Origin of the sequence: Paenibacillus sp. S150 (assembly GCF_019352175.1) — a bacterium.
Classification (GTDB): domain Bacteria; phylum Bacillota; class Bacilli; order Paenibacillales; family Paenibacillaceae; genus Paenibacillus_AQ.
In genome coordinates this window covers 42,527-66,806 of record NZ_JACBYI010000038.1, presented here as the reverse complement: position 1 = coordinate 66,806, position 24,280 = coordinate 42,527, and the positions used below count along the sequence as shown (strand labels likewise).

Genomic DNA, 24,280 nt, shown 5'->3' with positions numbered 1-24,280 from the left:
GCCGCTTCCCCTGCATAGGCGGCTTCTGTGGCTGTAAGCAGGGGGCTCTCCCAGGATTGGACGCGGTCCCCGTCTCTTAGGGCGGAAGGGGACTCTCCGGGTCCCGGCGTTGCATACGGATCCGGCGACGGTGTGGGTGTCGGTGTCGGCTGTCCCAGGCCTTTCTGTACGTCATCCAGATTCCCGGGAGTGGGAGAGGGTTGTACAAGTTCGGTTTGTTTCGCACCAGACTTTGCAGCCGCCGCCGCTTGTTCCGTATCCGGTGCAGCCAGTACATTCACTGCATACTCCGGTGTAAGCAGGCATAATGCCAGGAAGATGAGGACGAGTTTAGTTATAATAGGTTTACGCTTCAAGCAGATCTCTCCTTAGATTGGGTTAATAGTTATTGCATCATTTCCAATTCACCAATACTGGTCCAACTGTGAGCAATATTTTTTACTTACTATTTATATGTAATTTCCGGATTACATACCGTGCCATCATATCCATAGTCACTGTTTTGGTTAACGATAAAGTAGATGGAGTCTCCCAGCGTTACATTTATATTAACAAGAACATTCAATCCTATAGCATCATCACCTTGGATAGTTTTCCATCCCGTGGAAGGCCAGACCTGAGTATTGTTTTTCATAATTTTCACCCGCACTCCGTCTCCTTGCAAATTGACAGGGTGCTTGGCTATTTTTCCCGTAATTCGTATTGAACCTGTCTGGGGCGCCACCCATTTAAGCGCTGCGTCGTTTCCATCCGGATGCAACCAGTCTTTACTGATGATGTCCCAGTCTCTGTTGCCTTTCCACCTTGATTCTGCGGCGTCCCACGTCATGTCTTCATACCGCGTTCCGTTCCATAGCTGGTAATACCAATTGTATTCTCCTTGTTTTGAACTGAAGGCTGTTGCTGATTCAAAATAGGATTCTCCCGCATTTTTAGAAACAAGATTTCCATTCTGGTCATAAACATATCTCACGGTCTCTCCTGTCACTTCACTCTTTTGTGTTAATCTTCCATTTGAATCGTAGTAAAAGACAGCAGCAGACGCAAGGTTATACATTGAACTAAAAAGCCCCAAAACAGCAATTATCCCAATGCATATACGCTGAAAATTTTTCATATATATTAAACTACTCCCAATCTTTAATTCATCAATTCTAAAAAGACTCATATCAAAAATCAGCGGATTGCTTCGTACTTCCTAATTCCTCACATCCACTGTAAACATCCGAATAATTCTGCTGTTTCCGTAAGCATCATAGGTATAAATATGTGTGTTGTAGGCGCCGGTCTCATTGTTATGCTTATAGTATGGAATGCGGATTCGCCAGTTTGTACTGGTCAGCCGTTCCCCCTCAATCCAAGGGTCTTCCAGATCATCCTGACCATTTTTTTCTGTCCAAGTCGGGAAACGTACTGTTGTAACGTTCGAAGGAATGCCCTCGATTGTGATATCGTAGTAACCACTGCTCAGATAAGCGACCGATGGAGATTTAAATTTAACTGCTTGTACCACATTGAACTCCCAATAGCCAATCATCTTCCCGTCAGCATAAATATGTGTAAAGTATCTCCCCTGTTCAGCATTGTGCTGGTCATAGACGATAGTTGCTCTCCACACTCCTGGTGCAATCTTCTGCCCTTGAATCCATTCCAGATCATCTTGCCCGTTAGTCTCGGTCCAGGTCGGAAACTCTACTTTATTTACTTTGGAATCCACACCGTACATAAAGACATCATAGGACACGCCCGCGAGATCCGTTTCCTTCGAACCGCCCGGGCCGCCTTGTACCGATACAATTTTCTCGCCGAACATTCTGGATGCACCATATTTGTCATAGGCGTAAAAGTGTGTAATGTAGTTTCCCGTTTCAAAATTATGCTCGCTGAATGGGATACGGATTCGCCAAGCCCCATCAGTCATACGTTCTCCAGTAATCCATGGATTGACCAAATCATCCTGACTGTTATAATCCGTCCAAGTCGGGAAACGAATTTCGCTGACGGTGTTCGCCACGTTTTTAACATAAATTTCATAAAACCCATCTGCCAAAGATACCTGTGAAGGCACAATAAATTGAGCAGTGTCCACTATTTTTGCCGTAAGCCCGCGAATCATCCTTCCATCTATATAGATATGAGTATTATAGGTATCAATACTTCCTCCGTGTTTAGGAATCGACACATTCCCTTTCCAAATACCTGACGCCAACTTCTCACCAATAATCCATTCCAGATCATCCTGACCATTCGTTTCCGTCCAAGTGTTGAATTCTACCTTTTGAACATTGGTGGGAACACCCAAAACATAAAGGTCATAAGATACTGCAGTGCTGCTAATCAGGTAAGGTTCAATGGAAGCACTCTTATTTTTCTTGAGTAAATTCCCATTATTATCATATGTATATTGAACTAACGAATGATCGGGCCAAATCTCGGTTTCCAATCGGCCTTTATTGTAGACGTAGGCTTTCTGTGCAACAGAACTGCCGGAATAATCAACAACAATATAATCGGTTGTTTGCGAACCTTCCGCATAAATCGGGGACGGAGTTCCTATCGTAATTAAACAAAATCCCATCCCAACCAGACTCCCACCTAACCACCTTTTCCACTCCAAGGTACTACCTACTCTCTTAATCAGGATTAATAATTTTTTTAACTCTGGCCTTTGGCTTCAATTTTTTTCAGCTTATCTTAAGCTAACGTTAAGCTTGTTTTCAGCTAAAGTCTCTGTTTCGCATCATACGACAAAATTAAATATTTGGATACGGTGATAATTTGTCGAAATCTATCATTAAATGTCTAAAGCATCTTATATTTATTAATAAAATTAAAACTTTCTTGTTTTCCTTGACCATGAAAGGAATTACATTCTAAAATTCAGGAGATTCCATATCTAATTTTCTTGTGAGGAGACCTTAGATGAACTATCGCTATGGCACCATAAGCTTATTGATTTTTTAAGCTTTTATTTTTAAACAAACCAGCTCTAGTACCCATCCGAGATCGTAGTTGGTAAAATCGGGTAATTATTGGTACAACTACTTTCTGGGGTGAGAAGCATGACTATATTTGTACGCGGCTTGAGCAATGAGGAAGGCAATCGCTTACTACGAATTGCACGAAAAGGGGCAGATCCGGTTGAAGTTCGCCGCGCTCTTCTCATCTTGGCATCGGCCCAAAAGATGAAAGTGCCGGAGATTAGTCGACTGTATCATATTTCAGGTGAACATATTCGAAAAACGATCCACCGCTTTAACACGGAAGGGATGGTCTCGCTAAAACCGAATTATGGTGGCGGTCGCCCGCCGACCTTTACCGAGGAGCAGCGAGCCGACATTATCGAACTTGCTCAAATTCCACCCAAGGTACTGGGGTACCCCTTTACGCATTGGTCGCTGGCCAAGTTGAAGGAAGCGGCGGAGAAGAAGAACATTGTGCCTTCGATTTCCATTGAAACCATACGTGTCATTCTGGATGAAGCCAAAATCACGTACCCGAACACCAAGACGTGGAAGGAATCCACCGATCCCGAATTTGAGAGTAAAAAAACGAATCGAAGCCCTATATGACAGCCCTCCGGAAGATGGGTGGGTGATCTGCATGGACGAGTTCGGGCCGTTATCCCTTCAGCCTTACCGCGGCAAAGGCTGGTTTCAGCAGCGCCGTCCCCAGCGGCTTCACGCAACCTATACACGGCCTCATGGCGTGAAGCATCTGCTCGCTGCGCTGGATGTAAAGACGAACCAACTATATGGCCATTATTCAAAAAGTAAGAAGCATGCGGACATCTTGCGTTTTTTCAACGTGCTGCGTCGCCGGTATCCGCGTTCCGAACGTCTGTATATCATCCTGGACAACTTCTCTCCTCACCACCACAGCAAAGTCAAAGCATGGGCGGAAGACCATAACGTGGAACTGATCTTCACGCCGCTTCCTGGCTTAGTCGAATCGAATGCCACTTTGGGCCGCTCCGCAAATTCGTTCTCGAGGGCAGCGACTTTCGCCAACACAAGGATTTAGCCTCAGCTATTCAGGCTTATCTGCGTTGGCGCAACAAGAACAAGCGTCATGCTGCCATTCTACGCGAACAAAACAAGATCAAGGTTGTCTGATGGGGCACTAGTACTGGTCAGGCGCTCACCCTCGATCCAAGGATCTTCCAGATCGTCATGACCGTTTCTTTCCGTCCAGGTTGGAAATCGTACGGTTGTCACGTTAGAAGGCACTCCCTCCACTGTAATATCATAGAACCCGCTGCTTAGGGAAGCGACGGTTGGAAAAGTGAATTTCTGTGAATCGACCACATTAAAGACCCATGCCCCCTCATACTTCCCATCGGCATAAATATAGGTAATGTAATTTCCAAGCTCCGAGTTATGTTTGGAGTAAACGACCGCGGCTCTCCATACTCCGTTCCCAAGGTTTACGCCGTCAATCCACTCAATGTCATCCTGATCTTTATAGGCTGTCCAAGTAGGGAATTGGACTTTTTGAACTTTCAGGTCTACACCATAAATGAAGACATCATAGGACACGCCCGACATATCCGTCTCTTTGGAGCCTCCTGTGCCTCCATTAACCGCAACCGTCGTGCCTCCGATTCCAATTCCGCTTTCATATTTATCAAAGGAATAGAATGTGGGTGAAATAATTTCCGGTTTCGAAGTTGTGTCCGGCAAATGGTACCCGAATCTTCCAGGTTGTATCGTTTACTTTCTCGCCCATAATCCAAGGATTGACCAAATCATCCTCTCCATTATTCTCGGTCCATGTCGGGAAGCGCACCTCGCTCACTGTTCTGGCAACGCCTTCTACATTTACTTCATAAAAGCCTTCGGCGAGCGATGCGGTTTGAGGGGGAGTAACTTTGATTGTATTTGGATAACTGCAGTTAAGCCGCGGACCATAACGCTATCAACATAGATATGCGTATTATAAATCCCTGTGATTCCCCCATGCTTGGAGAGAACCACTGTGCATCTCCACAAGCCTGGGGCAACCTTCTCACCAACGATCCATTCAATATCATCCTGACCGTATAATTCCGTCCAAGTTGGAAAACTGACTCCCCGGGCACTGTCCGGAACATTCTTCAGGTAAATGTCATAAGATACTGCCGAAGTGCTGAACACATAAGGCTCTGTGGAAGTCCCCTGCGTTTGCTTGAGCAAATTCCCGTTTGGATCGTATGTATATTGAATCATAGAGTTATCCTGCAAAATTCCCGTTTCAAGTCTGCCCCTGTTATATACAAAGATTTTCTGCTTTTGGGCGGTTCCTTCCATATCCACTATGATGTAGCTGGAGGTTTCGTTTCCTCTGCCCAGGCAGTCGAATTGTACGGCCCGAACAGTAAAAAGATTAAAACACCGCTAAACAACATGCCAGTAATTGCTTTTTACCAGTGAATATAAATTACCGTTCAATCATTCTTTCTTCTCCGTTCATTTATTGATTCAAAAATCAGGAAGATACTTCAGTTCTTTAAATATTCATCACCGGATTTCATTTCGTCCGCTATTAACTCCTCAACAATCATAAATCACTCGCCTATTTTTTAGAATGGTTGCATTTTGTCGAATAAAACTATGTTTTGTCGAACACATCATTACTTTGGTCACATCTCAAACAGAAAATTAATAATTTGTAGATATAAGTAAAAAACTGTGTTTTTACGAAAAAAAGCCCTTGAAAAGAAATCTCAAGGACCTTTATACCGTCCACATAAACATCTCCTGCAGCTATAGAAATCAGCCGCAAATATTCAAGCGCAGATTGGAGAAGTTTATATCATACACCCAAGAAAATAAGATGTATGGTCAGTGGCATGATTATGGACGCCTGCCGGATTAAGAGACTCATCCTCATTAACAATTGCAATAATATGAAGCCCCCGGCTCAATTGTGGAGGCGGGGGCATATCCGTTATCTTTCGCATTACCCGACAGGTGCTGAGACGATCTTAATAATTGTCTCTTATCCCAATTGCATAGTCGTAATGCAAGTATCGTTTGCTTCAAACGTGGAAATTTCGGACTCCGCTTTTTTTCCGGCCTGCTCGATCGTCACCTGATAGGTCTGGTCCCGCGGCAGCCACAGATCGATGAAGCCGTTAGGCTGGGATTTCACGGTTTCGTTGTCCATGACCAGCTTGCCATCCGGGTCTTTGACCGTGATGCTGAATTCCTCTTCTACCATTTCGCCCTGGCAGCCGGTCAGGCTATGGGTTGCACAAGGATGGGTTTTATCGACGTATGGTGCGATGGAGACAAAAAATTCGTCGGTGGGCAGGGCGTATGTTGTTGTCTGGGCATTGTCTTTGACGATAAGCTGTGTGGACGAAATGGAAGCCGACTCCGCTTTTTTGCTGCGGCTGCTGAAATCATGCACCAATTGTTTCATGCCTGGCGTATCCATTTCAACGCTTGGAGCACCCGCTTCGGTGCCTGGCGTATCCGCTTCACCGGACTCTTTCTTGCCGGTGCCTCCCGCTAACAAGTATGCCCCTACTGCAATAACAACCACCAATCCGGTAGCTGTCACCAGAATTTTATTCCTCATTTAGCATTCATCCTCCTGTCTCTTCCTACTATTATAAACGAGCGGAAGCATCCATAGACAAGACGAAAGCGTGACAAATGTATGAAGCAAGAAAGTATTGCCCGCGACCTGACAAAATAACCCCACAAAGCCATCCATGCCGCTGACGCGGCACCACAGAGGATGGAAATGGGGGTGGATTTTGTTGCGTTTAATTTCTTGCGGCCTTTAAGCGCTTATCCTCATCCGTAAAGCTATTTCCAGGGTAGCGGGGCCTTGGCTTCGATGATCACTCAGGTACTTTGCGGGGACCCCAAAACATATAAATTATCTTTGAACAAAAGGGCTATGCCTCCCGCACCGGAGGCTGCCCCCTTCAACCTCCAGCGCGATATCGCACGACGGTACAGTACAACGCGTGCCGGCAGATTACACGCGTTTGCGAAACATATTTCAGGTTTAAAGTAGTCTGTGGCGCTTCATATCTCTAGATGAGACCCGGCGGCGGGAAGCCCAAGTGGAAAAAGTGAACTTCATTCTCCCCACATCCCCATTTTCGCAAGCGTTAGTGGGAAAAAGGATACTTAATTCATCCGTTTTGCCCCGTGCAGGCAGATATGCTTAATATTAAGTTGCCTTTTTACCACTATTCCCTTTTCCCCAAGCTTAGCTGGCCATTTAAGTGTACTATTTCCCACTAATGCCGCTTCACTTCCTTGCCACCCCAGTCCCTCGCCGCTTCACTTCCTTGCCACCCCACTCCCTTTCCGCCTCATTCCCCTCCCCCGGCAGCACTCCCGGTTAGCCCGTCCCCCCTAATTCCGCGCCTCATAAATTCCTAACAGCAAAAAGCGAATCTCCCTGATGCCAGGATCCGCCCGCTGCTTTGTTGGTTCGCTATCGCGCTATTTCGATAACCCTGGCCGTGTAAGGCTGCGGCAGCCGTCTCCGCACTCACTAACCTGGTGCAATTGATATTTCAGGCGGGTTCCCGGCACCGTTCCGACATGCTTCAGCCCATGATGAATCACATGATCCTCCCCTGTGATTTGCACATCCACCAGGTAGCGGTTCGCATAGCTTTTATTGTCCAAATCCTCTTCCTCATAAGGCTGGGGAGCGAAATGCAGCAGCTTGACCGCCCCCTCGTCCGTAACTTCAACGAGCATGTGCAGCAAGCCTTCACAGTGTCCGATACGCAGATTCGTCATGATCATCTCTCCTGTTTATAACACTGTAATATTCATTGGGCTCCACCCTTGGCCGGCTCTGCCTTTAAGCGGACAGTAACCGTCGTGCCTGCTCCGGGGCTTGAATGGATGCTTATTCCGTAGTGGTCCCCGGCATAAAGCTTAATGCGCTCGTTCACGTTGTACAGCCCGTAGGAGCTGCCGGAAGCATCGGCTTTTGCTTCGGAGGGGGCCTCCATCAGCAGCCGGCGCGCCTTCTGCTCTTCCATGCCGATTCCGTTGTCTGACACAGCGAAGATAAGATCGCCGCCCTCCTCCTTGACGGAAATGACAATCAGGCCCCGTTTCTCCTTGGCTTGGAGGATTCCGTGCAAAAGCGCATTCTCCACAATCGGCTGCAGAATCAGCTTGGGCATCTGGTAAGCATCCAGCCCGGGCCGGGCATCCAGCTTGAAGTCGAACGCATCCACAAACCGGCTCTGCTGGATCTTCAAATAGACTGCTGCCAGACTCAGCTCGTCTCCGACACTGACAATGCTCCGGCCTTTGTTCAGGCTGAGACGGAAATACTTCGCCAGGCTGTCTATCATCTGGCTGATATCGGCGGCACCCTTGCCGATGGCAATCCAGTTGATCGTATCCAGCGTATTGTAGAGAAAATGCGGATTAATCTGGGCCTGCAGCGCCTGCAATTGGGCCTCGCGCTCGTGAATCTGGGCGCTGTAGGTCTCCTCGACCAGCGTGCGCACGCGGAGAATCAGATGATCGACACTCCGTTCGAGCATATGGAAATCGCCGTTGACCGGCGGCAGATCGTTCAGCCCCTCGCTGCCCTCCTTGCGGATCACGGTAATCACCTGCATGACCCGGCGGTTCATCCCGCGCACGATAATAGCGAGCAGCACAAAGGGCAGGATGAGAAACAGCGCGACATACTCCAGAAGCGAGGTCCACTCCGACCTTTGGGTCAGCTTCACCGCACGGTGCGACAGCTGCGATTCCGTTCCCTGCGCAACCAGCCTCCAGCCGGTGGGCGCAAGGCCCGTGAACATCACGTCATTGACCTCCGCGCCCAGCTTCAGCGTAGTACTGCCCTCGCTCCCCTGCTGTATGGCATCCATGATGGCCGGGGCAATCTCCGTTCCAATCCGCGCACGGTCAGGATGATAAACAATGCGCCCCTCTGAATCCACCAGATACACCTGGGTGCCCGGTGCGAATTGAAGCGTGGATAAAATATCCGCCACCATCTTCTCCTCCACATCGATCATCAGCACCCCCGATACTTTATCGTAGTTGTCCGGGTCGCGCAGCATGCGCGCGAACGAGAACACACGCACCTCTCCGGCATCAAGGAACGTTTCCTTATAAGCGCCCGTAGGCACGATTCTGCCGTTGGCCTCAATGATCCGGGCGTACCAGGGTCTGTCCTTCAGGCTGTCCAGCGGAAAAAAATTGATTTTCTCTCCCGCATACAGCTTGGATTTGTCGACATACAGCCGGACATGGAACACATCGGAATTGGACTGCACGGTATCAACCATAAACCTCAGGTCCTTAATAACCTGCAGCTGTATGGCCACCGACTGGTCATCGGCTCCAACGGAGAGGTAAGAATGGAGATTCTGATTCATAAAAGCCGCGTTGCTGATATCGTAGATATGCTCCAGCCGGTAAGAAAGATTGCTGCCCGTCTGCTTCAGCGCCTGCTGCATGGTACGGAGGACTTCGCTTTTCAGAATGTCAGCCGAACGCTCATAATAGCCGTACAGAAAAATCGCCGCAGGAACGACGATGAGCAGCAGATAGGCGATCAGCCATTGCCGGGGAATCCGCAGCCTGCGGGAAACTCCCCGGACCGGGCCGGATAAGAATGCCAACAGGGACAGAAGGCTTTTGGCCGCTCTACGCATGGCTGTCCCGGTACACACTCGGCGTGACTCCCGTAGCTTTTTTGAACAGCTTGGTGAAGTAGCTCGGATCGGTGTATCCGATGGCATAACAGATATCATAGAATTTGTACTGCGGATTGCGCAGCAGCTCCTTCGCCTTGTCCACCCGGATCTGGGTCAAAAATTCATTGATGGTCTGCCCCGTCTCCTGTTTGAACAGCAGGCTGACATATGTTGGCGTAAGAAACACTTCTTTGCCGATGTCAGCCACGGTCAAGCCCCCGTCTGCATATCTCTGCCTGATGATCCCGCGTACCCGCTCAATCAGATTGGCTACCTTGCCGCTTCTCTTCTCGCGGATACGCCCGCATACCGCAAGCAGATGGTCTTCAATCAGCGTCCGCATCTCGCCGAGCGTCTCTTTCTCGAACAGCGTTTCCCACAGCCGGGATTCGGCCGCTTCCAGCTCGGGGGATTGCGTATTCAGCTCCAGCAGAAGCTGGCCTACCGCGAGGACAATCTGCAGGCACACGTTCCGTCCATATTTCAATCCGTCCCGGCGGCCGCGGTTCAGATCCGCAAACAACCGGTCAAGCACCTCGCGCAATTGCTCCGAATCTGCCGCCTTCAGGACCGAGACAAGTTTTTCATTATAGACGGGATCATACCGGCTGAAGCTGCCGGCCTCCGTATCGGGGCTTTCCAGGCTGTCCATGGTGATGATGCGGTTTTTGCCCAAATACCATTTGTGATCGGCGGCTTCACGGGCTTGCCTGTAGGAATGAAGCAGATCCATAAGGCCGGCCACCCGCTCGCTGATTCCAATCGTGACACTGATCTTAAGCCATTTCTCCACATTAGCCAGGATATCGCCTGCCAGCTCAAGCAGCGCTTCCGCATGGTCCTCCGTGATGCCGCCTTCCGTATTTTCCCGTAAAATGCCCACGAACTCTCCGGTCCGGTGTTCAATGGCATAGCCGGAGAGATGCCGGTCGATAAGCTCCTGGCATATATTGAGCACGGAGTACCACAGCAGCTGCAGATCCGGCTCCGAGCGGCTTCCGGTGACCTCAGCCAGATCATCGACCGAGATGACAAGCACCCAGTACACCCCGTCGGCAGGCAAGCTCAACCCGAGGAACCGGAGCCGTTCACTTAGTCCTTTTTTCGGCGCACCGGTGCTGATCAGGGACAGCAGGAATTTCTCCCGCAGCAGCGGCATGCCTTCCTTCAGCTTGCTCTGCATGTCCACTCTGAACCTTTGCTCGGCCCGCTCCGCGTCCAGACGGCTGACCACCCGCTGGATGACCGTGCTCAGCTCCTCCAGGTTCACCGGCTTGAAAATGTAGTCCACCGCGCTGACTTTAAGCGCCGACTTCAAATAATCGGCATCGTCATGGCCGCTGACAAAAATAATTTTGGCCTGAGGATAAGCGGCATGGATATGCCGCGACAACGAAATGCCGTCCATTCCCGGCATGCGGACATCCGTCAGGATCAGATCCGGCGGGTCCTTCTCGATGATACGGAGGGCCACATCCCCGTCGTCCGCTTCACCCATAATTTCTATACCGTAAGAGGACCAGTTGAAATAGGAGCGCAAGCCGAAGCGTACCGTCGGCTCATCATCCACAATTAGCAGTTTGTACAAAGGCCCGTCCTCCTTCTGTGTCCAGCTAGCGCTTGAACCGCACCCCCTGGCGCTCAAGCTCACCGTGCAGCTTGCCGATGGGAATATCCCGCAGCGTTGCGGCTTCATCGAGTGATATGGCAGCCGCGGCGCCGGCCGCCTGTCCCAGTGCATAGCAGGTCGCCTGCATGCGCATGGAGGACATGGCCACATGGGTAGCGGATACCGGCCGGCCCGCCACCAGCAAATTATCGGGCTTCTCCGGAAGCATGCACCGGTAAGGAATATCATACCCGCTGATTTTGCGCTCATCCGTAGTACGCGCTCCATCGGGACTGTGAATATCGATTTCATAGTTGGTCTGCGCCACCAAATCCGGGAATCGGGTTCCGCTGATCACATCCTGCTCGGTCAAGGTGTATATACCCTCGATCTGATTCGTCTCCCGCGCACCGGTCTGCGGGGCGACATGCGACAAGGCGTAGGTTTCAAACCCTGTCTTCTGCAGATAATAAGCGATGGAGAATACTTGCCGGAGCGCCTCCGTCTCCGCGTAATTCACATCTTCTATTTTAGCCCCGTTCGCCTTGACGCGCGACATATTTACAAGCAGGGTACCGTCGTCATTCTGCTCCCAATAGAGTCTCCGCCCCTGTGGCAGATCGGCAACATCTTTGTACTCGCAGCAGCCTTCCGGCAGGATAGGCGTAACGGGCCTGCCTGTATTCTGCATCGTGAACATCAGGGTCATGGGCTGCGTCAGACCGTCTTCCTCTCTCCCCGAGTGATACGGGACGCCTGCCTCAATCGCAACCCTCGCATCGCCCGTGCAATCAATAAACCGCTCGCCTTCAAACGCCTTCAGCCCTTCCCGCGTCGATACAATGACCGCCCTGATCCGGTCTCCCTCCCGGACCGTTCCGACAAATTCGGAATGGTAGAACACCTGCACCTGCTCTTTTTTCATTTTCTCATTCATATATTGCCGCATCAGGAAAGGGGAATACTGCGGGGCAATGGACTGGTCATGGTCCGGCGGCAGATACTCCGCCAGCATCTCGGCAATGATCTCCCGGTAGATCCCGGTAACATTGCCTATGGGCATAAACACGCTGACATTCGCAAGCGTTCCCATCCCGCCCAGCTGTGCGGATTTTTCCAGCACAACCACCTGTTTGCCGCATCTTGCCGCGCTGATGGCCGCCGCCGTGCCTGCGGGTCCGCCGCCAATGACCACAACCTCCGCATGCAGATAAGTCTGTACCTCGCGCTGAAATGAATAGCTCTGTTTGTTCAAGCCTCTCTCTCCCTCCATGGAAAGGAAGCGGCAAGCTCTCCAAAGGCAAGCTGCCGCTTCTGTAGTTTATTTTTCTAAGGCTGCGTACCAATCATTAATCTCTTTCGCAGTTGCTTCTTCGCCGGCCGCCTTGTATTTGGCCTGGAAGGCCTCCAGCCCGTCCAGCGTTTCCGCTCCGGCCAACAGCTTAATCGTATAATCGCCGACCATGGATTCGAGCGGAAGATTATTTTTCGCATATTCCGGCATGAACGGAGCCAGTCCAAGCACATTCGTGATCATAACATCGTCCGGCTGCTTGTTGTTCAAGGCGTCGAATGCTTCGAACTGAACCGGATTCTTGTGGACCCGGGCTTGCCAGTACAGCGGATAGTTGGCTTCATCGGTAGCGGAAATATAATTGTTCGCCAGGTTGCGCTCATCATTGAAGGCCGGCAGAATCGGAACGTATCCGCCATCCTCCATATTGTAGTGCCTGCCTTCTTCGCCGATGGCCAGATTCTTGAAGGTTTCCGGCTCCAGCGTGGCGTTGATCCATTTCACGGCGTCTTCCGGATGCTTGGAGGCTTTCGGAACAAAGGTCAGACGGTCAAATCCGGCATTTCCGGAGAAGCCGGATTCACCGGACGGTCCTGTCAGGGCCGGGATGAACGCAAACTTTGCATCCGGGGCGTTCTTCGTCAAGGCCTCGGCGATGGAGCCGACATCCGCCCAGTGGACAATGATCGCGCCGGCTTTGCCGCTGGTAAACTTCTCTTTGGCGGTCGCGTCTTTATTGACGACAAATTCCTTGTCCAGCAGACCCTGCTTGTAAAGATCCGATACATAGCCAACATAATCCCTGTAGGCCGGATCAAGCAGGCGGGGAACCAGCTGTCCATCGACATCGTTCCACGTATTCGGCATTCCGAAAGCGCCTACAATATTATCCAGCATCGGAAGGTCGCCCCGGATCGTCAGCGGCACATTCTGATCGCCGTTGCCGCCCGGATCTTTTTCCTGGAACGCCTTGAGTACGGCTGTCAGCTCATCTGTGGTTGCCGGCATCTTGAGGCCCAGCTTATCCAGCCAGTCTGTCCGGATCAGAATGCTGCTGTTGACCTTATAGGTTACCACCACCGGAAGCGCATACAGCTTGCCGCCGATTTTGAGCGCATCCATGGATTGCTGCGAGACCGCTTTTTTGATATTCGGACCGTACTCATCAATGAGCGGGGTCAGGTCAACCAGCGCGCCCTTTTGGGCATAATCGGAATAAAGCGCCATATCGTTGTACGTGGTGACCAGGTCATACGGCTCGCCCGAGGACATAATCAGGTTGAGCTTCTCGGCCCATTTGTCCTGCGGCATCATGTCGTAGGTCACTTTATAACCCGTTTTCTCCTGCAGCATCGAAGCTACCGGATAGGTATTATAATCCTTGTCCTGCCAGACGCTGAGTCTTTTAAGATCCGGCTTGGATTCTGCCGCTGCCGTGCTGCCTGGCGAATCCGGAGCTGTTGCGGCATTGTTGCCGCCGTTGCCGGACGAGCAGGCTGCCAGGGATGATGCGAGCAGCACGGCTGCTCCGGCCAGCGCAAACGATTTGCTGAATTTTCTCATGTTGAGACCCTCCTGAATGGTTTATCTATCATTAATTTTCCAGTAAATCCCATCTACGGGAGATGCCTGAAAGAGTTAATGCCCGGACCCTGATCAGCCCTTGACCGAGCCGATCAGCACACCTTTGATAAAGTATTTTTGCAGAAAAGGATACACCAGCAGAATCGGGACTGTCGAAGCAATGACCGTAGCCGCCCGGATCCCTTCTGCCGTCACGTTCATCATATCATCGGCGCTGCGGTTCACCGATGAGGTATCCGCGTTCATTACAATGTCCTGCAAATACAGCTGCAGCGGTTTTAGGGAAGTGCTGTTGATATACAGCATTGGATTGAAGTAGTCATTCCAGAACGAAACGGCATAGAACAATCCGATCGTCGCCAGCACGGGAGCGCTGAGCGGAAGAATAATCCGGAACAGGATGGTATAATTCCGCGCCCCTTCGAGCTTGGCGGATTCCTCCAGGCTTTCCGGCAGGCTCTCGAAATAGCTTTTGATCACCAGCATGTTGAACACATTGATCAGCGCCGGCAGCACCAGCGAGCCCAGATGATTGATCAGGCCGAGCTGGCGGATCAGCAGGTAGTTCGGAATAATCCCGCCGCTGAACATCATCGTGAAAATAAACATGACGATCAGGGCACTGGAGCCGGGAAGCTCCCTTTTGGACAAAGGGTAAGCCGTCATGGCTGTTACCAGCAGCGACAGCAGCGTTCCGACTAGCGTGACCAGCACCGAAACCAGCAGGGCATGCAGGAATTGGCTGGAGGTAACGACGAATTTCAAGGTATCAAGCTGGAAGCCCACCGGAATAATGCCCACCCTGCCGGATGTGATCGCCCATTCCTCGCTCACCGACTTGGACAGGACGTTGGCGAACGGGAGCAGGGTAATCAATCCCATAGCGATCAGGAAGAGATAAATTCCGGCATCCATGAGAATGTCGCTGATTTTTTTGCTTCGCATATCTATGCTTCACCCCCTACCATATGCTTCGGTTCAGAAATTTCCGGCTGAGCATGTTGCCTGACAGGATCAGCAGGAAGCCGACCAGGGAATTGAACAGGCCTACCGCCGTACTGAAGCTGTAATCCTGCTGTCCCAGCCCCAGACGGTACACATAGGTTCCGATAACATCCCCCGTCTGATAGACGAGAGGATTATACATCGTCAGAATCTGCTCCGTTCCCGCTTCCAGCAGGCTGCCGATGCGCAGGATGAACATAAGCACAACGGTGGGCAGAATGCCCGGGAGCGTAATGGAAATCATCTGTCTGACCCGTCCCGCGCCATCGATCGCCGCCGCCTCATACTGCTCCTGCTCAATGCCCGCGATGGCGGCGATAAAGACGATGGCGTTCCATCCGGTTTCCTTCCAGCCTGCCGTAAAGACAACGACACTGCGGAAAAACTGGTTGTCGGTCAGGAAGGAGACCGGATCTCCGCCAAAGCTGCGGATGACCTCATTGACCAGACCGCCCGATGGCGAGAGGATCGTGACAAACAATCCGGAGATGATTACCCACGAGAGAAAATGCGGCAGATAAATCACGGTCTGGATCGTGCGTTTGAAGAACATCCTCTTGACTTCATTCAGCAGCAGGGCGATGACTACCGGAATCGGAAATAAAATGACGATTTTGTACAAGCTGATAAGCAGCGTGTTAACCAGCACGTTCAAAAAATCATCAGAATGAACCAGCTTTTGGAATTGCGCCAGCCCCACCCAGTCACTGCCTCCAATACCGCTGAAAATGTTGAAATCCTGAAAGGCGATCAGGATGCCATACATGGGCGTGTATTTGAAGAGCAATAAAAAGGCAAGTCCGGGCAGCAGCAGCGCATACATATCGAGATTAACGCGGATCAGCCGCCATCTGCGCCCTCCGGCCCCTGTTCCGGCCAGCCGCTGCGGAGTCAGCGAAATTTCGCTTTTGCTCAAAACTATCACCTTCTTCTGTCTGTTGTACCTTTATTGTAAAGAAAAGATACCGTTTTCAGTAGAAGGCAATCCTTCAATTTCTGGTGCTATTTTATAGATTTGCCGTCCATGGCCGGGGCCTGCATCTCCACTTCTACAGTATGCGATAATCCGTCTCCAAAAATAGGAAAGCTGTCCCCGGATATTTCCGCGCCGTCAACGATAAGCCGCTCCGCGCCGCATTGCTTCCTGTTCTTATTGCGGATCGTAAGGAGATAGGTATCCCCCCGGTACACCCGTTTCATGGAGCATTCTTCCCAGTCCGCCGGGATACAGGGGCGAAGCTTAATGGTGCTGTAGCCATGCTCTAACCTCTCTTTACCGGTACTCGGCCGCATCTCCCGGAGCGAGTGCCGAATTTGCCTTGATATAGGGGATCAATTCATCAAGGGTCGTGTAGGCAACGCCGACATAGGTATCCGCGGCACCGTAATAGATGGCAATCCGGCCGCTGGCCGCATCCTGCACGGTGGCGCAGGGAAACACCACATTGGGCACGAACCCGGCGGTCTCATAGTTTTTCTCCGGTGTGAGCAGATAATCCCTTGTCCGGTACAGCACCTTGGAGGGGTTGTCCAGATCCAGCAGGGCTGCGCCCATGCTGTACACCATCCCGTTGCAGGTTCCCACGACCCCATGGTAAAAGATCAGCCAGCCCTCTGTCGTTTCAATCGGCGCCGGTCCTCCCCCGATCTTCACATCCTGCCACCAGCCCGCCGCCGCTTTGGACATTACCTTGCGGTGGCGCCCCCAATGGATCAGATCCGGGCTTTCGCTCAGGAAAATATCCCCGAACGGCGTATGCCCGCTGTCGCTGGGACGGCTGAGCAGCATATACTTTCCATTGATCTTTCTGGGAAACAGCACCCCGTTGCGGTTAAAGGGGATAAACGGATTTTCCAGCCGCACAAATTCCCTGAAGTCACGGGTCACGCCCAGGCCCAGAGCCGCTCCGCCAAAATCCGTACACCAGACGATATAATACCTGTCCCCGATTTGCACAAGGCGGGGATCATAGGCGTAATTGGGCGGATAGGGCTCGCCTTGTTCATCCTTCCAGGCGATTGTCTCATCGTCGATGTTCCAGTTCAGCCCGTCCGTGGAACGCCCCAAGTGCAGATTCGGCATGCCATGCTTATGCTCCGCGCGGAAAACCCCGATAAATCCCCCCTCATACGGAATAACCGCACTATTAAAAATCCGCGAAGCGCTTGGAATCGGATTCCAATCCGTGACCGGATTAAGATCATGCCTCCAGACTGCCCCTATATATCCTTCCGGCTTGGCCTGCCAGGGAATATTCGGCACAGCACCGCCAATGATTTCTGCCATCTTCAACTTCCTCCCTTGAGATCTGAATCCAGCATGCCCGTGTTCAGCGTTCAAACCCGCCATGCTCCCAATCATTCTAGCAAGGTTGTCCGGAATTACCCATGGAATATCCTTTAATTTCTTGGCTTATCCTATAGTCTTCGAGCCTGGAGCCGTCATTCCGCAACCCGGCCAGTGATCGTACTGCTCTCTGCGGCACCCGCACTGTTGATCAGTTCGCAGCGGTATTCATAAATGCCCGGTGCTTTACCGCGAATGGGTAACGGCTGACTGCGCAGTTGGCGTTTGTTCGGCAAGCGCCTTCGTGTCAATAAGCACACCATTCTCATACAGCTTGTAGGCCGGGCCGTTCGTCCCCCACCACATGTTCATGGTTACCTGGTAATTGCCGTCCAGAATCCCTGTATCGTACCCGTTATCGTCGGACAGCACCGGCGTTCCCGGTACTCCTGCCGGCGAATCCGTCTCCGGTGCCGGGCCGCCATTGCCGGCCGGGACGATCTTGCCCCACTTCTCCCGGTTGGCGGAGTTTCCGTCTACCCCGTTCCAGTAGAACTGGCGTTCACGGCCGCCGGCACCGCCTTCATCAAAGCCCATATCAAAGCGGATTACCGTTCCGTCTTCAACCACAGGAAGCCCGATGTCCGCAAAAGCAATTCTCGCCTCGATGGTATAGCCTTTGCCGTCCTCATCCAGCTTCGCCGCCATAATGATTTCCGGCTGCTCCTGCTCCCTGTATCCGGCCCAATAATAAGCGGTCCGGACCGTCCCGCTTGCGTCGGGTGCCGCTGCCAGCAGGATCTGATTGTCATTGAACTGCATCGAGCCGCCTTCATTGACATTGCCCGGCCCAAAGAACAGCTCAATGGCATCCCCGGCCCACAGGTAGGCCTTGGCGGCCGGAACGGTAAGCCCTTTGATCACGTTGGGACTTTCCATTGGGGTAGGATCATCGATATGGGCCCGGAAATAGAGATAATCATCATCCCAGGTCAGACCCATTTGCCCGCCGACTCCCGTCTTCATCACGCCCATCACCAGATCGACATCGGTAATCCCGGCAGTTGCGGCTTCCTCCCAGCCTGCGCCGGAACCGCCGATGGCCGGAGCGCAGGCCGCCTTCGTTACAGACAGCACTTTATCCGAGGTTCTTTCCGTCTGTCCCGGCTTGAACACATGGTCATACGGCTGAGTATGGCCAAGCACAATGTCGTAAATCCTGGCGTTGGTCCCCGACACCGACTGGAGGAAGTCCTGATACGGGCGGGCGGCCACGTTAATCAGTCCAATTGCTCCGGCTTCGCCGTTCAGCCCCTGGAACCATCTTCCGGTCGGTGCCTGGTCCAGATAGGTGAACCAATTGGCGCCCACAATGATTCCCGACGCTGCCGCCTGCTCTACGTAATTGCTGTACATGAGTCCCTTCTCCCGCTCATCCTCCGCCATTCTGGCCGCGAATGTAAGTCCGGTGGACGGATCGCCGTAGTGGAATTCCGTCATGATGAAGGGGGTCTCCCCCGCAAGCTCATACAGCTGCTTAAGCATCTCCATGTTGGGATCATAGGTGTAATAATTGTAAGTCAGCACATCCATATATTTGCCTGCGTACAGGCACAGGGCTTCCCGGAGCTTGCTGTCGTTCATTACTCCGGCAAGCCAGCGGTCGCCCATCACCAGATGGCCCGGATCATGCTTTTTCGCGTAAAAGGCAATCTGTTTATACAGCTCATCCAGGTACAGGCCGGTAAAACAGTCCATATCCCGCGTGGCCAGCTCTGTTTTGGCGGCAAAGGCCATATTCTTCAGCGCCTCGAAGCTTGCGGCATTCAGGTCCCAGGCGGTATTGAAGCTATCAATGGAGCCGTACTGCCCCGCAAGCATGTCAACCAGCCTTGCCTTGCTGCCGGATGATGCATTTGCCGCCGGAACCACAGTCTTCAGCCTGTTGTAGGGAAGCTCGTTGGCGAACATGTAGCCGATTAATTGCCGGTCATTGACATTCTTCGCAAGTGCGCTGAATCTTGCATCCATCTGGGCCGTCATATCCGGGTGGAAGATATCGAACAATTCGCTGTCCCCGATCTTCAGGCCCGGCATGGGCAGCCAGTTCACATAGGGCATACCGCTCGCCTTGGACCAGGCGCCCAGTCCTGTGAAGCCGAGCGACTTCACGAAATCAACGCTGCCTTCCGAATAGGCGGCCTGATCAAAGGGCCGGCCGCTCTGGCGGATCAGGTTGGCCACATAGAAGGAGAAGTTTCCATTTCCGTCGTAAGCGGTTTTGAATTCACCGGTTGTGGACGGAAGCCATTCATATACATTCTCGCGCCCGCCCACAACCGTGAATGTTTCATCGACATAGCCCGTACCGTTGACAGCCAGATTGAAATACAGATTGCCGAGCGGGTCGACCATCACGGATTTGCCGTTCAGCTTTTCAATATGAAAAAATCCCGTCTCGGTAAAGTTATAGGCCTCACGGCTGCCGGCAAGCCCGCCGTAGGCATCTCTGTCCGCCGGTGCGCTCAGACTGTCCAGATAGGCATGATCCTCTATGGCGGCTTGGGCAAATTCCGCTTCATTGTGTATTTTCCCCGGGAATCCGGCGGTGCGGATTTGGCCGTAAGAGTCCACAATAACCTCTTCCGTGTTCACATAAGAGAAGGTCCGCTTAATGCTGCTCCGCTTGCCCTCTGTTTCCGTCCAGGCGGTGATGGAAGCGGAATGCCCAAGCGTGACCGGGGCGGTATACAAGGTCTTTGCCGCGCTTCCAGTAACGGTGTAGTAAATCTTCCCGCCGCTTTCGCTTGTGGTGAGCGTGACCGGCTGTCCCGGAGCCAATTCCCCCGGTTCCGGCGACGCTGTAACCGGAGCGGCATTGGCATTGACGGCGACCTCGGAAATTTGCACAGCATCGGGTCTGCTGTTCTCAGGTATGGTGATTCTGAGCAGCTGCGAGCCTGCCGGAACCGCATAGCTCTCGTAAACGGTGAGCGGCAAATTGCCCTTCATCTCATTCGCATACCTGTCGGCGGTCATCCCCAAGGCCTGAAAATCCCCTCCATTAGAGACAGACACCAATACGCCCGGAGGCGTATTGGTGTCATCTTCATAGGCAGAAATGGAAATGGCGGAAGCGGCGGCAGGCAATTCATAGAGAAGATAGCCTTCGCCCGCTCCGGCTCTGGCGGCCCTTGCCCCGTCGCCGCCGTACCAGGCTGTGTTCATGCCGTCTATGCGCATGTTAACAGCTTCCTTAACCGCATTCAGGCTGTCAAGCCCGTCGATGAACCCGTCGGACAGGACCAGCTCGTTGGCATTTATAATTGAAAACGCGCCGCCCAGGGACCAGTCCGCATCGCCCAGCTCAAAATCGCAATTGGGCAGCAGATTGTTCCGGCCTTCCGCATTCAGCAGCAGATCATCGATGTACAGAACGCCTTCACTGCTTCTGTTGATGATTTTAAGCGTGTGCCCGGCTGTTGCCCCCGCCTGAACGGTAAAGGTTTTTTCCTCCCAGTCTCCCGGGCTTGCGGAGAAGCTGACATCGGCCACATTTTGCCCGCTCACCTTGTTCTGCAATTGTATGGCGAAACCGGCATCTCCTTTTACCCAGAGCTTGAAGGTATAGGTTTGACCAGCCTTTAGAGGAATCCCGGAGGAAAGGGCGGCTGCTTCTCCCGCTGTTCCCTCCGGGGAGGTCAGCTTCATCGACCAGCTCCCGCTATGGGCATCCCCGCTGCCCGCAGCCCCGGAATAATCAGTCATTGCGAAATGGTTCGCCGGATTCCACCAATGCAGTCCGCCGTCTTCGAAGTCCTCGTTCAATACGGCGACTCCGTCCTCCGTTCCCGCCAGCCTCACATCATCAATATAGATCTTGCCGGGAGTCCCGCTGGAATCCCTGTCCCCAAGCTTGATATTGTAAGCTCCCGTGGCCGCAGGCGTGTAGGTGGCAGAGACATACTGCCAGTCTCCGCCGGCCTGAAAAGGCTTCGCGAGCACCTCCGCCCAGGTCGTCGTATTCTGAATTACCAGCGCCATCCGCCCTGTGCCCTTAATCCAGGCACCGAAGGTATAGCTTTTGCCTGCGGTAAGCACAGGCTGCGTGGAGTAGCTTGATCCGTTGGTATCGCCGGTCCCCTTCACATTCGCCGTAAGCGCCCATACTCCGCTGTGGGTGAAGGAGGTCCGGGAAGGCGTGCTTACCAGGTCAAGCTCATTTTCGATATCTGCCGGATCGCCGGGGACATAAGTCCCCGTGGCGCCCAGCAGCAGAATATAGTCCACCTTGAAATTATCATAGTTATCCAGCTCATCGCTTGGATTGATCTGCAGCTTGACGGTTGCCCCCTGCGGAATCTGCACATCGCCAATGACGACAGAGCCGTAGCTGTGCGACCAGGAACGGCCATGCTGCGGGAATAGAATATTGGCTTTGACCAATACGCCGTTCACATACAGCGAGGCCTTCTGGTCGGACTGCCAGCCTTGATAGACGACAGCCAGGCCATCATCGGCCTGATTCGCATTGGTGAAGGTCAGCGCATTGACCGACTTGTACATGACGGCAAACTCTCCGCCGGAAGCCCAAGGGTCGCCGTGAAGCTTATGGACGCTGCCCGTCAGGATGCCGTCCTCGCCTTCAATTTGGACATAAGGCCCGCTGATGCCCGGAATATCCGCAGGCTCGATGGCCGGAGAGGTGGACGGCGCACCGGCCGGATTCCACAGCTCGCTGAATTTCGCAGAGGCCTGCGGGAACGCTACCGTATCATACAGATCATGGTCGCCGTCGCTGGCCGAGACGTTGAAGTACACATGCCAGGCCACGTTGTTATTTTCAATCCACTCGTGCATTTTCCGGATAAAATACGGATTGTCCGCTCCGCCATAGCCGTCCGATCTGGCAGCCAGCCCCCATTCGCAGAGGGCCAGCGGTACACCCTGGTCTTCCGCAAATGCGGCAATCATATTCAGCCCCCAGTTGCCGTCGTTCACCTCGGCAGTCCAGGCCAGCTCCTGTCTGCGCAGCCGTTCGGCGGCATCCGCGTTCTGGTAAGCGCTGCCGTAGATAGCGCTGCCGCCGCTCTGCGTCCAGGTCTGGTCATAATGGTCGATGCCTATGAAGTCAACATAATCCCTGCCCGGAAAAGCCGCTTCCAGGTCTACGCCCCAAATGGCGGTAGCCGGATTCCAGACGAACTTGAACTGCTGCCCCGGAAGGCTCCGCAGTGTGGTGACAAACTGGCGGAAGGCTTCCGCAAAGTCCTCGGTTTTCTGCAGATGGTCCGGGTCATTGGCATTGCCGACCGACCAGACATACCAGCCGCCGTTGAATTCATGTCCGAAGCGGATCGTCGCATTCCCCATGCCGGAGGCAATCAGATTCTCCCCGAGCGTCCGGTAATGGTCGTTGTAGGCTCCGCTTGCCGCCTCCGCAAGACTTCCGCCTGACTTGGGGAACGGATATGCCGCCCACAGCATGCTGGCCGCAAACGGCGTCCCCTCCCAGGCGGCAAGACGGTTGCCGCCTTCCAGATCGGACCAGGTATTCTGCTCCAGAAAGTCCTCCGCGAGATACGGGGCCCGTCCGATCCACTCTCCGAAATCCGCTACCCCTTCCGGGTTGCGGTCCCAGGCATAGACGCCAAGATTATTGATGCCCTCGTATTGCTCGGCCGGAGGATTATCCGATTGGTCGGGATAACGTGTAAAGACCGTCCCCTTGTCGCCCCCCCAATATTTGAGCTGCTGCTCAAAGCCGCTGTTGTTCAGCAGGTTGGCACCGCCCGTTGTCCCGAAAAAAACGTCATCCAGATACATTGTTCCCGCCGCCTCCGCTTCGGGCAAGGCGCTTCCCGCACTGTCCGAGATGGAGAAGACTACAGTGCCGGCATACGTTCCGGAATTAAAGCTTGTCGACACATACGTCCATGTGCCGGTCGCTTTCGGCCTGATGTAATGAAGATTCTCCCCGCTCCCCCTGGCGGTCTTCACCGTGACGGCTCCGCTGCCCTTCATCCACAAGCCGAAGGTATAATCGGTATTGGCCGTTATGCCGCTCACCTGCTGCGTAACCGTCTTCCAGCCGGATGTCTTGCCCTTGGTCACCGCCTGCATGGAGCGGTTCCCGGTGTGGACATTCGGCGCGCTCCCCGGATCGGTTGGAGCCGGGGTGCCGGTTGCACTTGGTGCAGCGGTGGGTACCGGCGTAGAGGCTGGACTTGCCGAAGCCGTCGGAACCGGGGCGCCGGTTGGGGCTGGAGTGCCAGTGCCGCCCGGTGTAGGGGTGGGCTGTCCCGGATTGCCGTTCTCCGCTTCCCCCGCCGCAACCGAGAACACGGCCGGCGAGCTGTTATTGCCCACAATCCATCCCGTGAATCCGCCTGCTTCAAAGCCTGGATTCTGCAGCAGATTGGACGCCGTGCCTTTTACTCCAAAAAACAGATCATCCGCATACAGCGTGCCTGCCGCTTCAGCCTGTGTGATCCCCGAACCGGCAGCCGCTGCGCTGTCATAGATGGAGAGATACAGATCCTCACCCGAGGCCGCCGTATAATCGGCTGTCCAATAGGCCCAGCTGCCGGTTGCTTTTTGCCGCACATATTTTAGAGCGCTTCCGGAACTTGAACCCTTCGATATCTTCAGGGTGGCCGCTCCGCTGCCCTTCACCCACATTCCCATCTCGTACACGGCGCCCGGGGTTATCCCCGTAATCTTTTGCGTGGCATACGCCCAGCCGCTTGCATTGCCCAGCAGGTCCGATTTCAGCGAATATCCCCCTGTGTATACCGTTGTCTCTCCCGCCGG

The 24,280-nt window shown here is 53.0% G+C and carries 17 protein-coding genes and 3 pseudogenes; 2 read left to right on the top strand and 18 right to left on the bottom strand.

Going from position 1 to position 24,280, the window contains the following annotated elements; all coding sequences use genetic code 11:
• From HYD27_RS24940 to HYD27_RS24930, 3 genes and pseudogenes are all read right to left on the bottom strand, one after another.
• Positions 1-356, bottom strand: a pseudogene (locus HYD27_RS24940) (hypothetical protein); the annotation flags it as partial.
• Between the two features lie 89 nt (positions 357-445).
• Positions 446-1,117, bottom strand: a complete 672-nt coding sequence (locus tag HYD27_RS24935; protein WP_219219686.1) for an RHS repeat domain-containing protein — start codon at positions 1,115-1,117, stop codon at positions 446-448.
• Between the two features lie 81 nt (positions 1,118-1,198).
• Positions 1,199-2,578, bottom strand: a complete 1,380-nt coding sequence (locus HYD27_RS24930; RefSeq protein ID WP_219219684.1) for a GBS Bsp-like repeat-containing protein — start codon at positions 2,576-2,578, stop codon at positions 1,199-1,201.
• Positions 2,579-3,062: 484 nt separating this feature from the next.
• On the opposite strand from HYD27_RS24930, the gene HYD27_RS24925 reads away from it, so the two are divergent.
• Together HYD27_RS24925 and HYD27_RS24920 are read left to right on the top strand one after the other, a co-directional pair.
• Entirely contained in the window at positions 3,063-3,572 is a 510-nt protein-coding gene (locus tag HYD27_RS24925) for a helix-turn-helix domain-containing protein (protein WP_219219682.1), read from the top strand.
• Positions 3,573-3,603: 31 nt separating this feature from the next.
• Entirely contained in the window at positions 3,604-4,023 is a 420-nt protein-coding gene (locus HYD27_RS24920; protein WP_219219680.1) for a transposase, read from the top strand.
• A gap of 59 nt (positions 4,024-4,082) precedes the next feature.
• Here the strand turns inward: HYD27_RS24920 and HYD27_RS24915 are convergent, their stop codons facing one another.
• The 15 genes and pseudogenes from HYD27_RS24915 to HYD27_RS24850 all read right to left on the bottom strand — a co-directional run.
• Positions 4,083-4,682, bottom strand: coding sequence for a GBS Bsp-like repeat-containing protein (locus HYD27_RS24915; protein WP_219219678.1), 600 nt, complete (start codon positions 4,680-4,682; stop codon positions 4,083-4,085).
• Positions 4,627-4,788 carry a GBS Bsp-like repeat-containing protein gene (locus HYD27_RS32995; protein WP_375373941.1) on the bottom strand — a complete coding sequence of 54 codons (162 nt, stop codon included), beginning with the start codon at positions 4,786-4,788 and terminating at the stop codon, positions 4,627-4,629. Before HYD27_RS32995 ends, HYD27_RS24915 begins: the two co-directional genes overlap by 56 nt.
• A 32-nt stretch (positions 4,789-4,820) precedes the next feature.
• Positions 4,821-5,207 carry a GBS Bsp-like repeat-containing protein gene (locus HYD27_RS24905; RefSeq protein ID WP_219219676.1) on the bottom strand — a complete coding sequence of 129 codons (387 nt, stop codon included), beginning with the start codon at positions 5,205-5,207 and terminating at the stop codon, positions 4,821-4,823.
• A 772-nt stretch (positions 5,208-5,979) separates the two neighbouring features.
• Positions 5,980-6,564 (bottom strand): CueP family metal-binding protein, encoded by a 585-nt coding sequence (locus HYD27_RS24900; protein ID WP_219219675.1) that lies wholly within the window; start codon positions 6,562-6,564, stop codon positions 5,980-5,982.
• A gap of 884 nt (positions 6,565-7,448) precedes the next feature.
• Positions 7,449-7,754 (bottom strand): hypothetical protein, encoded by a 306-nt coding sequence (locus tag HYD27_RS24895; RefSeq protein WP_219219673.1) that lies wholly within the window; start codon positions 7,752-7,754, stop codon positions 7,449-7,451.
• 32 nt (positions 7,755-7,786) lie between these two features.
• The gene (locus tag HYD27_RS24890) at positions 7,787-9,664 is read right to left on the bottom strand and encodes a cache domain-containing sensor histidine kinase (RefSeq protein WP_309242125.1); all 1,878 of its coding nucleotides are present in this window, start codon (positions 9,662-9,664) and stop codon (positions 7,787-7,789) included.
• Entirely contained in the window at positions 9,639-11,276 is a 1,638-nt protein-coding gene (locus HYD27_RS24885; protein WP_219219670.1) for a response regulator transcription factor, read from the bottom strand. The genes HYD27_RS24890 and HYD27_RS24885 overlap by 26 nt, the downstream gene beginning before the upstream one ends.
• A 25-nt stretch (positions 11,277-11,301) precedes the next feature.
• On the bottom strand, positions 11,302-12,552 hold the full coding sequence (locus tag HYD27_RS24880) for an FAD-dependent oxidoreductase (RefSeq protein WP_228745311.1): 1,251 nt from the start codon (positions 12,550-12,552) through the stop codon (positions 11,302-11,304).
• A 66-nt stretch (positions 12,553-12,618) separates the two neighbouring features.
• Positions 12,619-14,154, bottom strand: coding sequence for an extracellular solute-binding protein (locus tag HYD27_RS24875; protein WP_219219666.1), 1,536 nt, complete (start codon positions 14,152-14,154; stop codon positions 12,619-12,621).
• Positions 14,155-14,247: 93 nt separating this feature from the next.
• Positions 14,248-15,120, bottom strand: coding sequence for a carbohydrate ABC transporter permease (locus tag HYD27_RS24870; protein ID WP_219219664.1), 873 nt, complete (start codon positions 15,118-15,120; stop codon positions 14,248-14,250).
• A 16-nt stretch (positions 15,121-15,136) separates the two neighbouring features.
• Entirely contained in the window at positions 15,137-16,003 is an 867-nt protein-coding gene (locus HYD27_RS24865; RefSeq protein WP_219219690.1) for an ABC transporter permease, read from the bottom strand.
• A 179-nt stretch (positions 16,004-16,182) separates the two neighbouring features.
• On the bottom strand, positions 16,183-16,380 hold the full coding sequence (locus HYD27_RS24860; RefSeq protein WP_219219662.1) for a hypothetical protein: 198 nt from the start codon (positions 16,378-16,380) through the stop codon (positions 16,183-16,185).
• 73 nt (positions 16,381-16,453) lie between these two features.
• Positions 16,454-17,467: a glycoside hydrolase family 130 protein gene (locus tag HYD27_RS24855; RefSeq protein ID WP_219219660.1), complete on the bottom strand. Its 1,014-nt coding sequence runs from the start codon at positions 17,465-17,467 to the stop codon at positions 16,454-16,456.
• A gap of 155 nt (positions 17,468-17,622) precedes the next feature.
• Positions 17,623-17,911 (bottom strand): annotated as a pseudogene (locus HYD27_RS32185) (early set domain-containing protein); the annotation flags it as partial.
• A gap of 63 nt (positions 17,912-17,974) precedes the next feature.
• A pseudogene (locus tag HYD27_RS24850) lies at positions 17,975-22,840 on the bottom strand (carbohydrate binding domain-containing protein); the annotation flags it as partial.
• Positions 22,841-24,280: the final 1,440 nt, after the last annotated feature.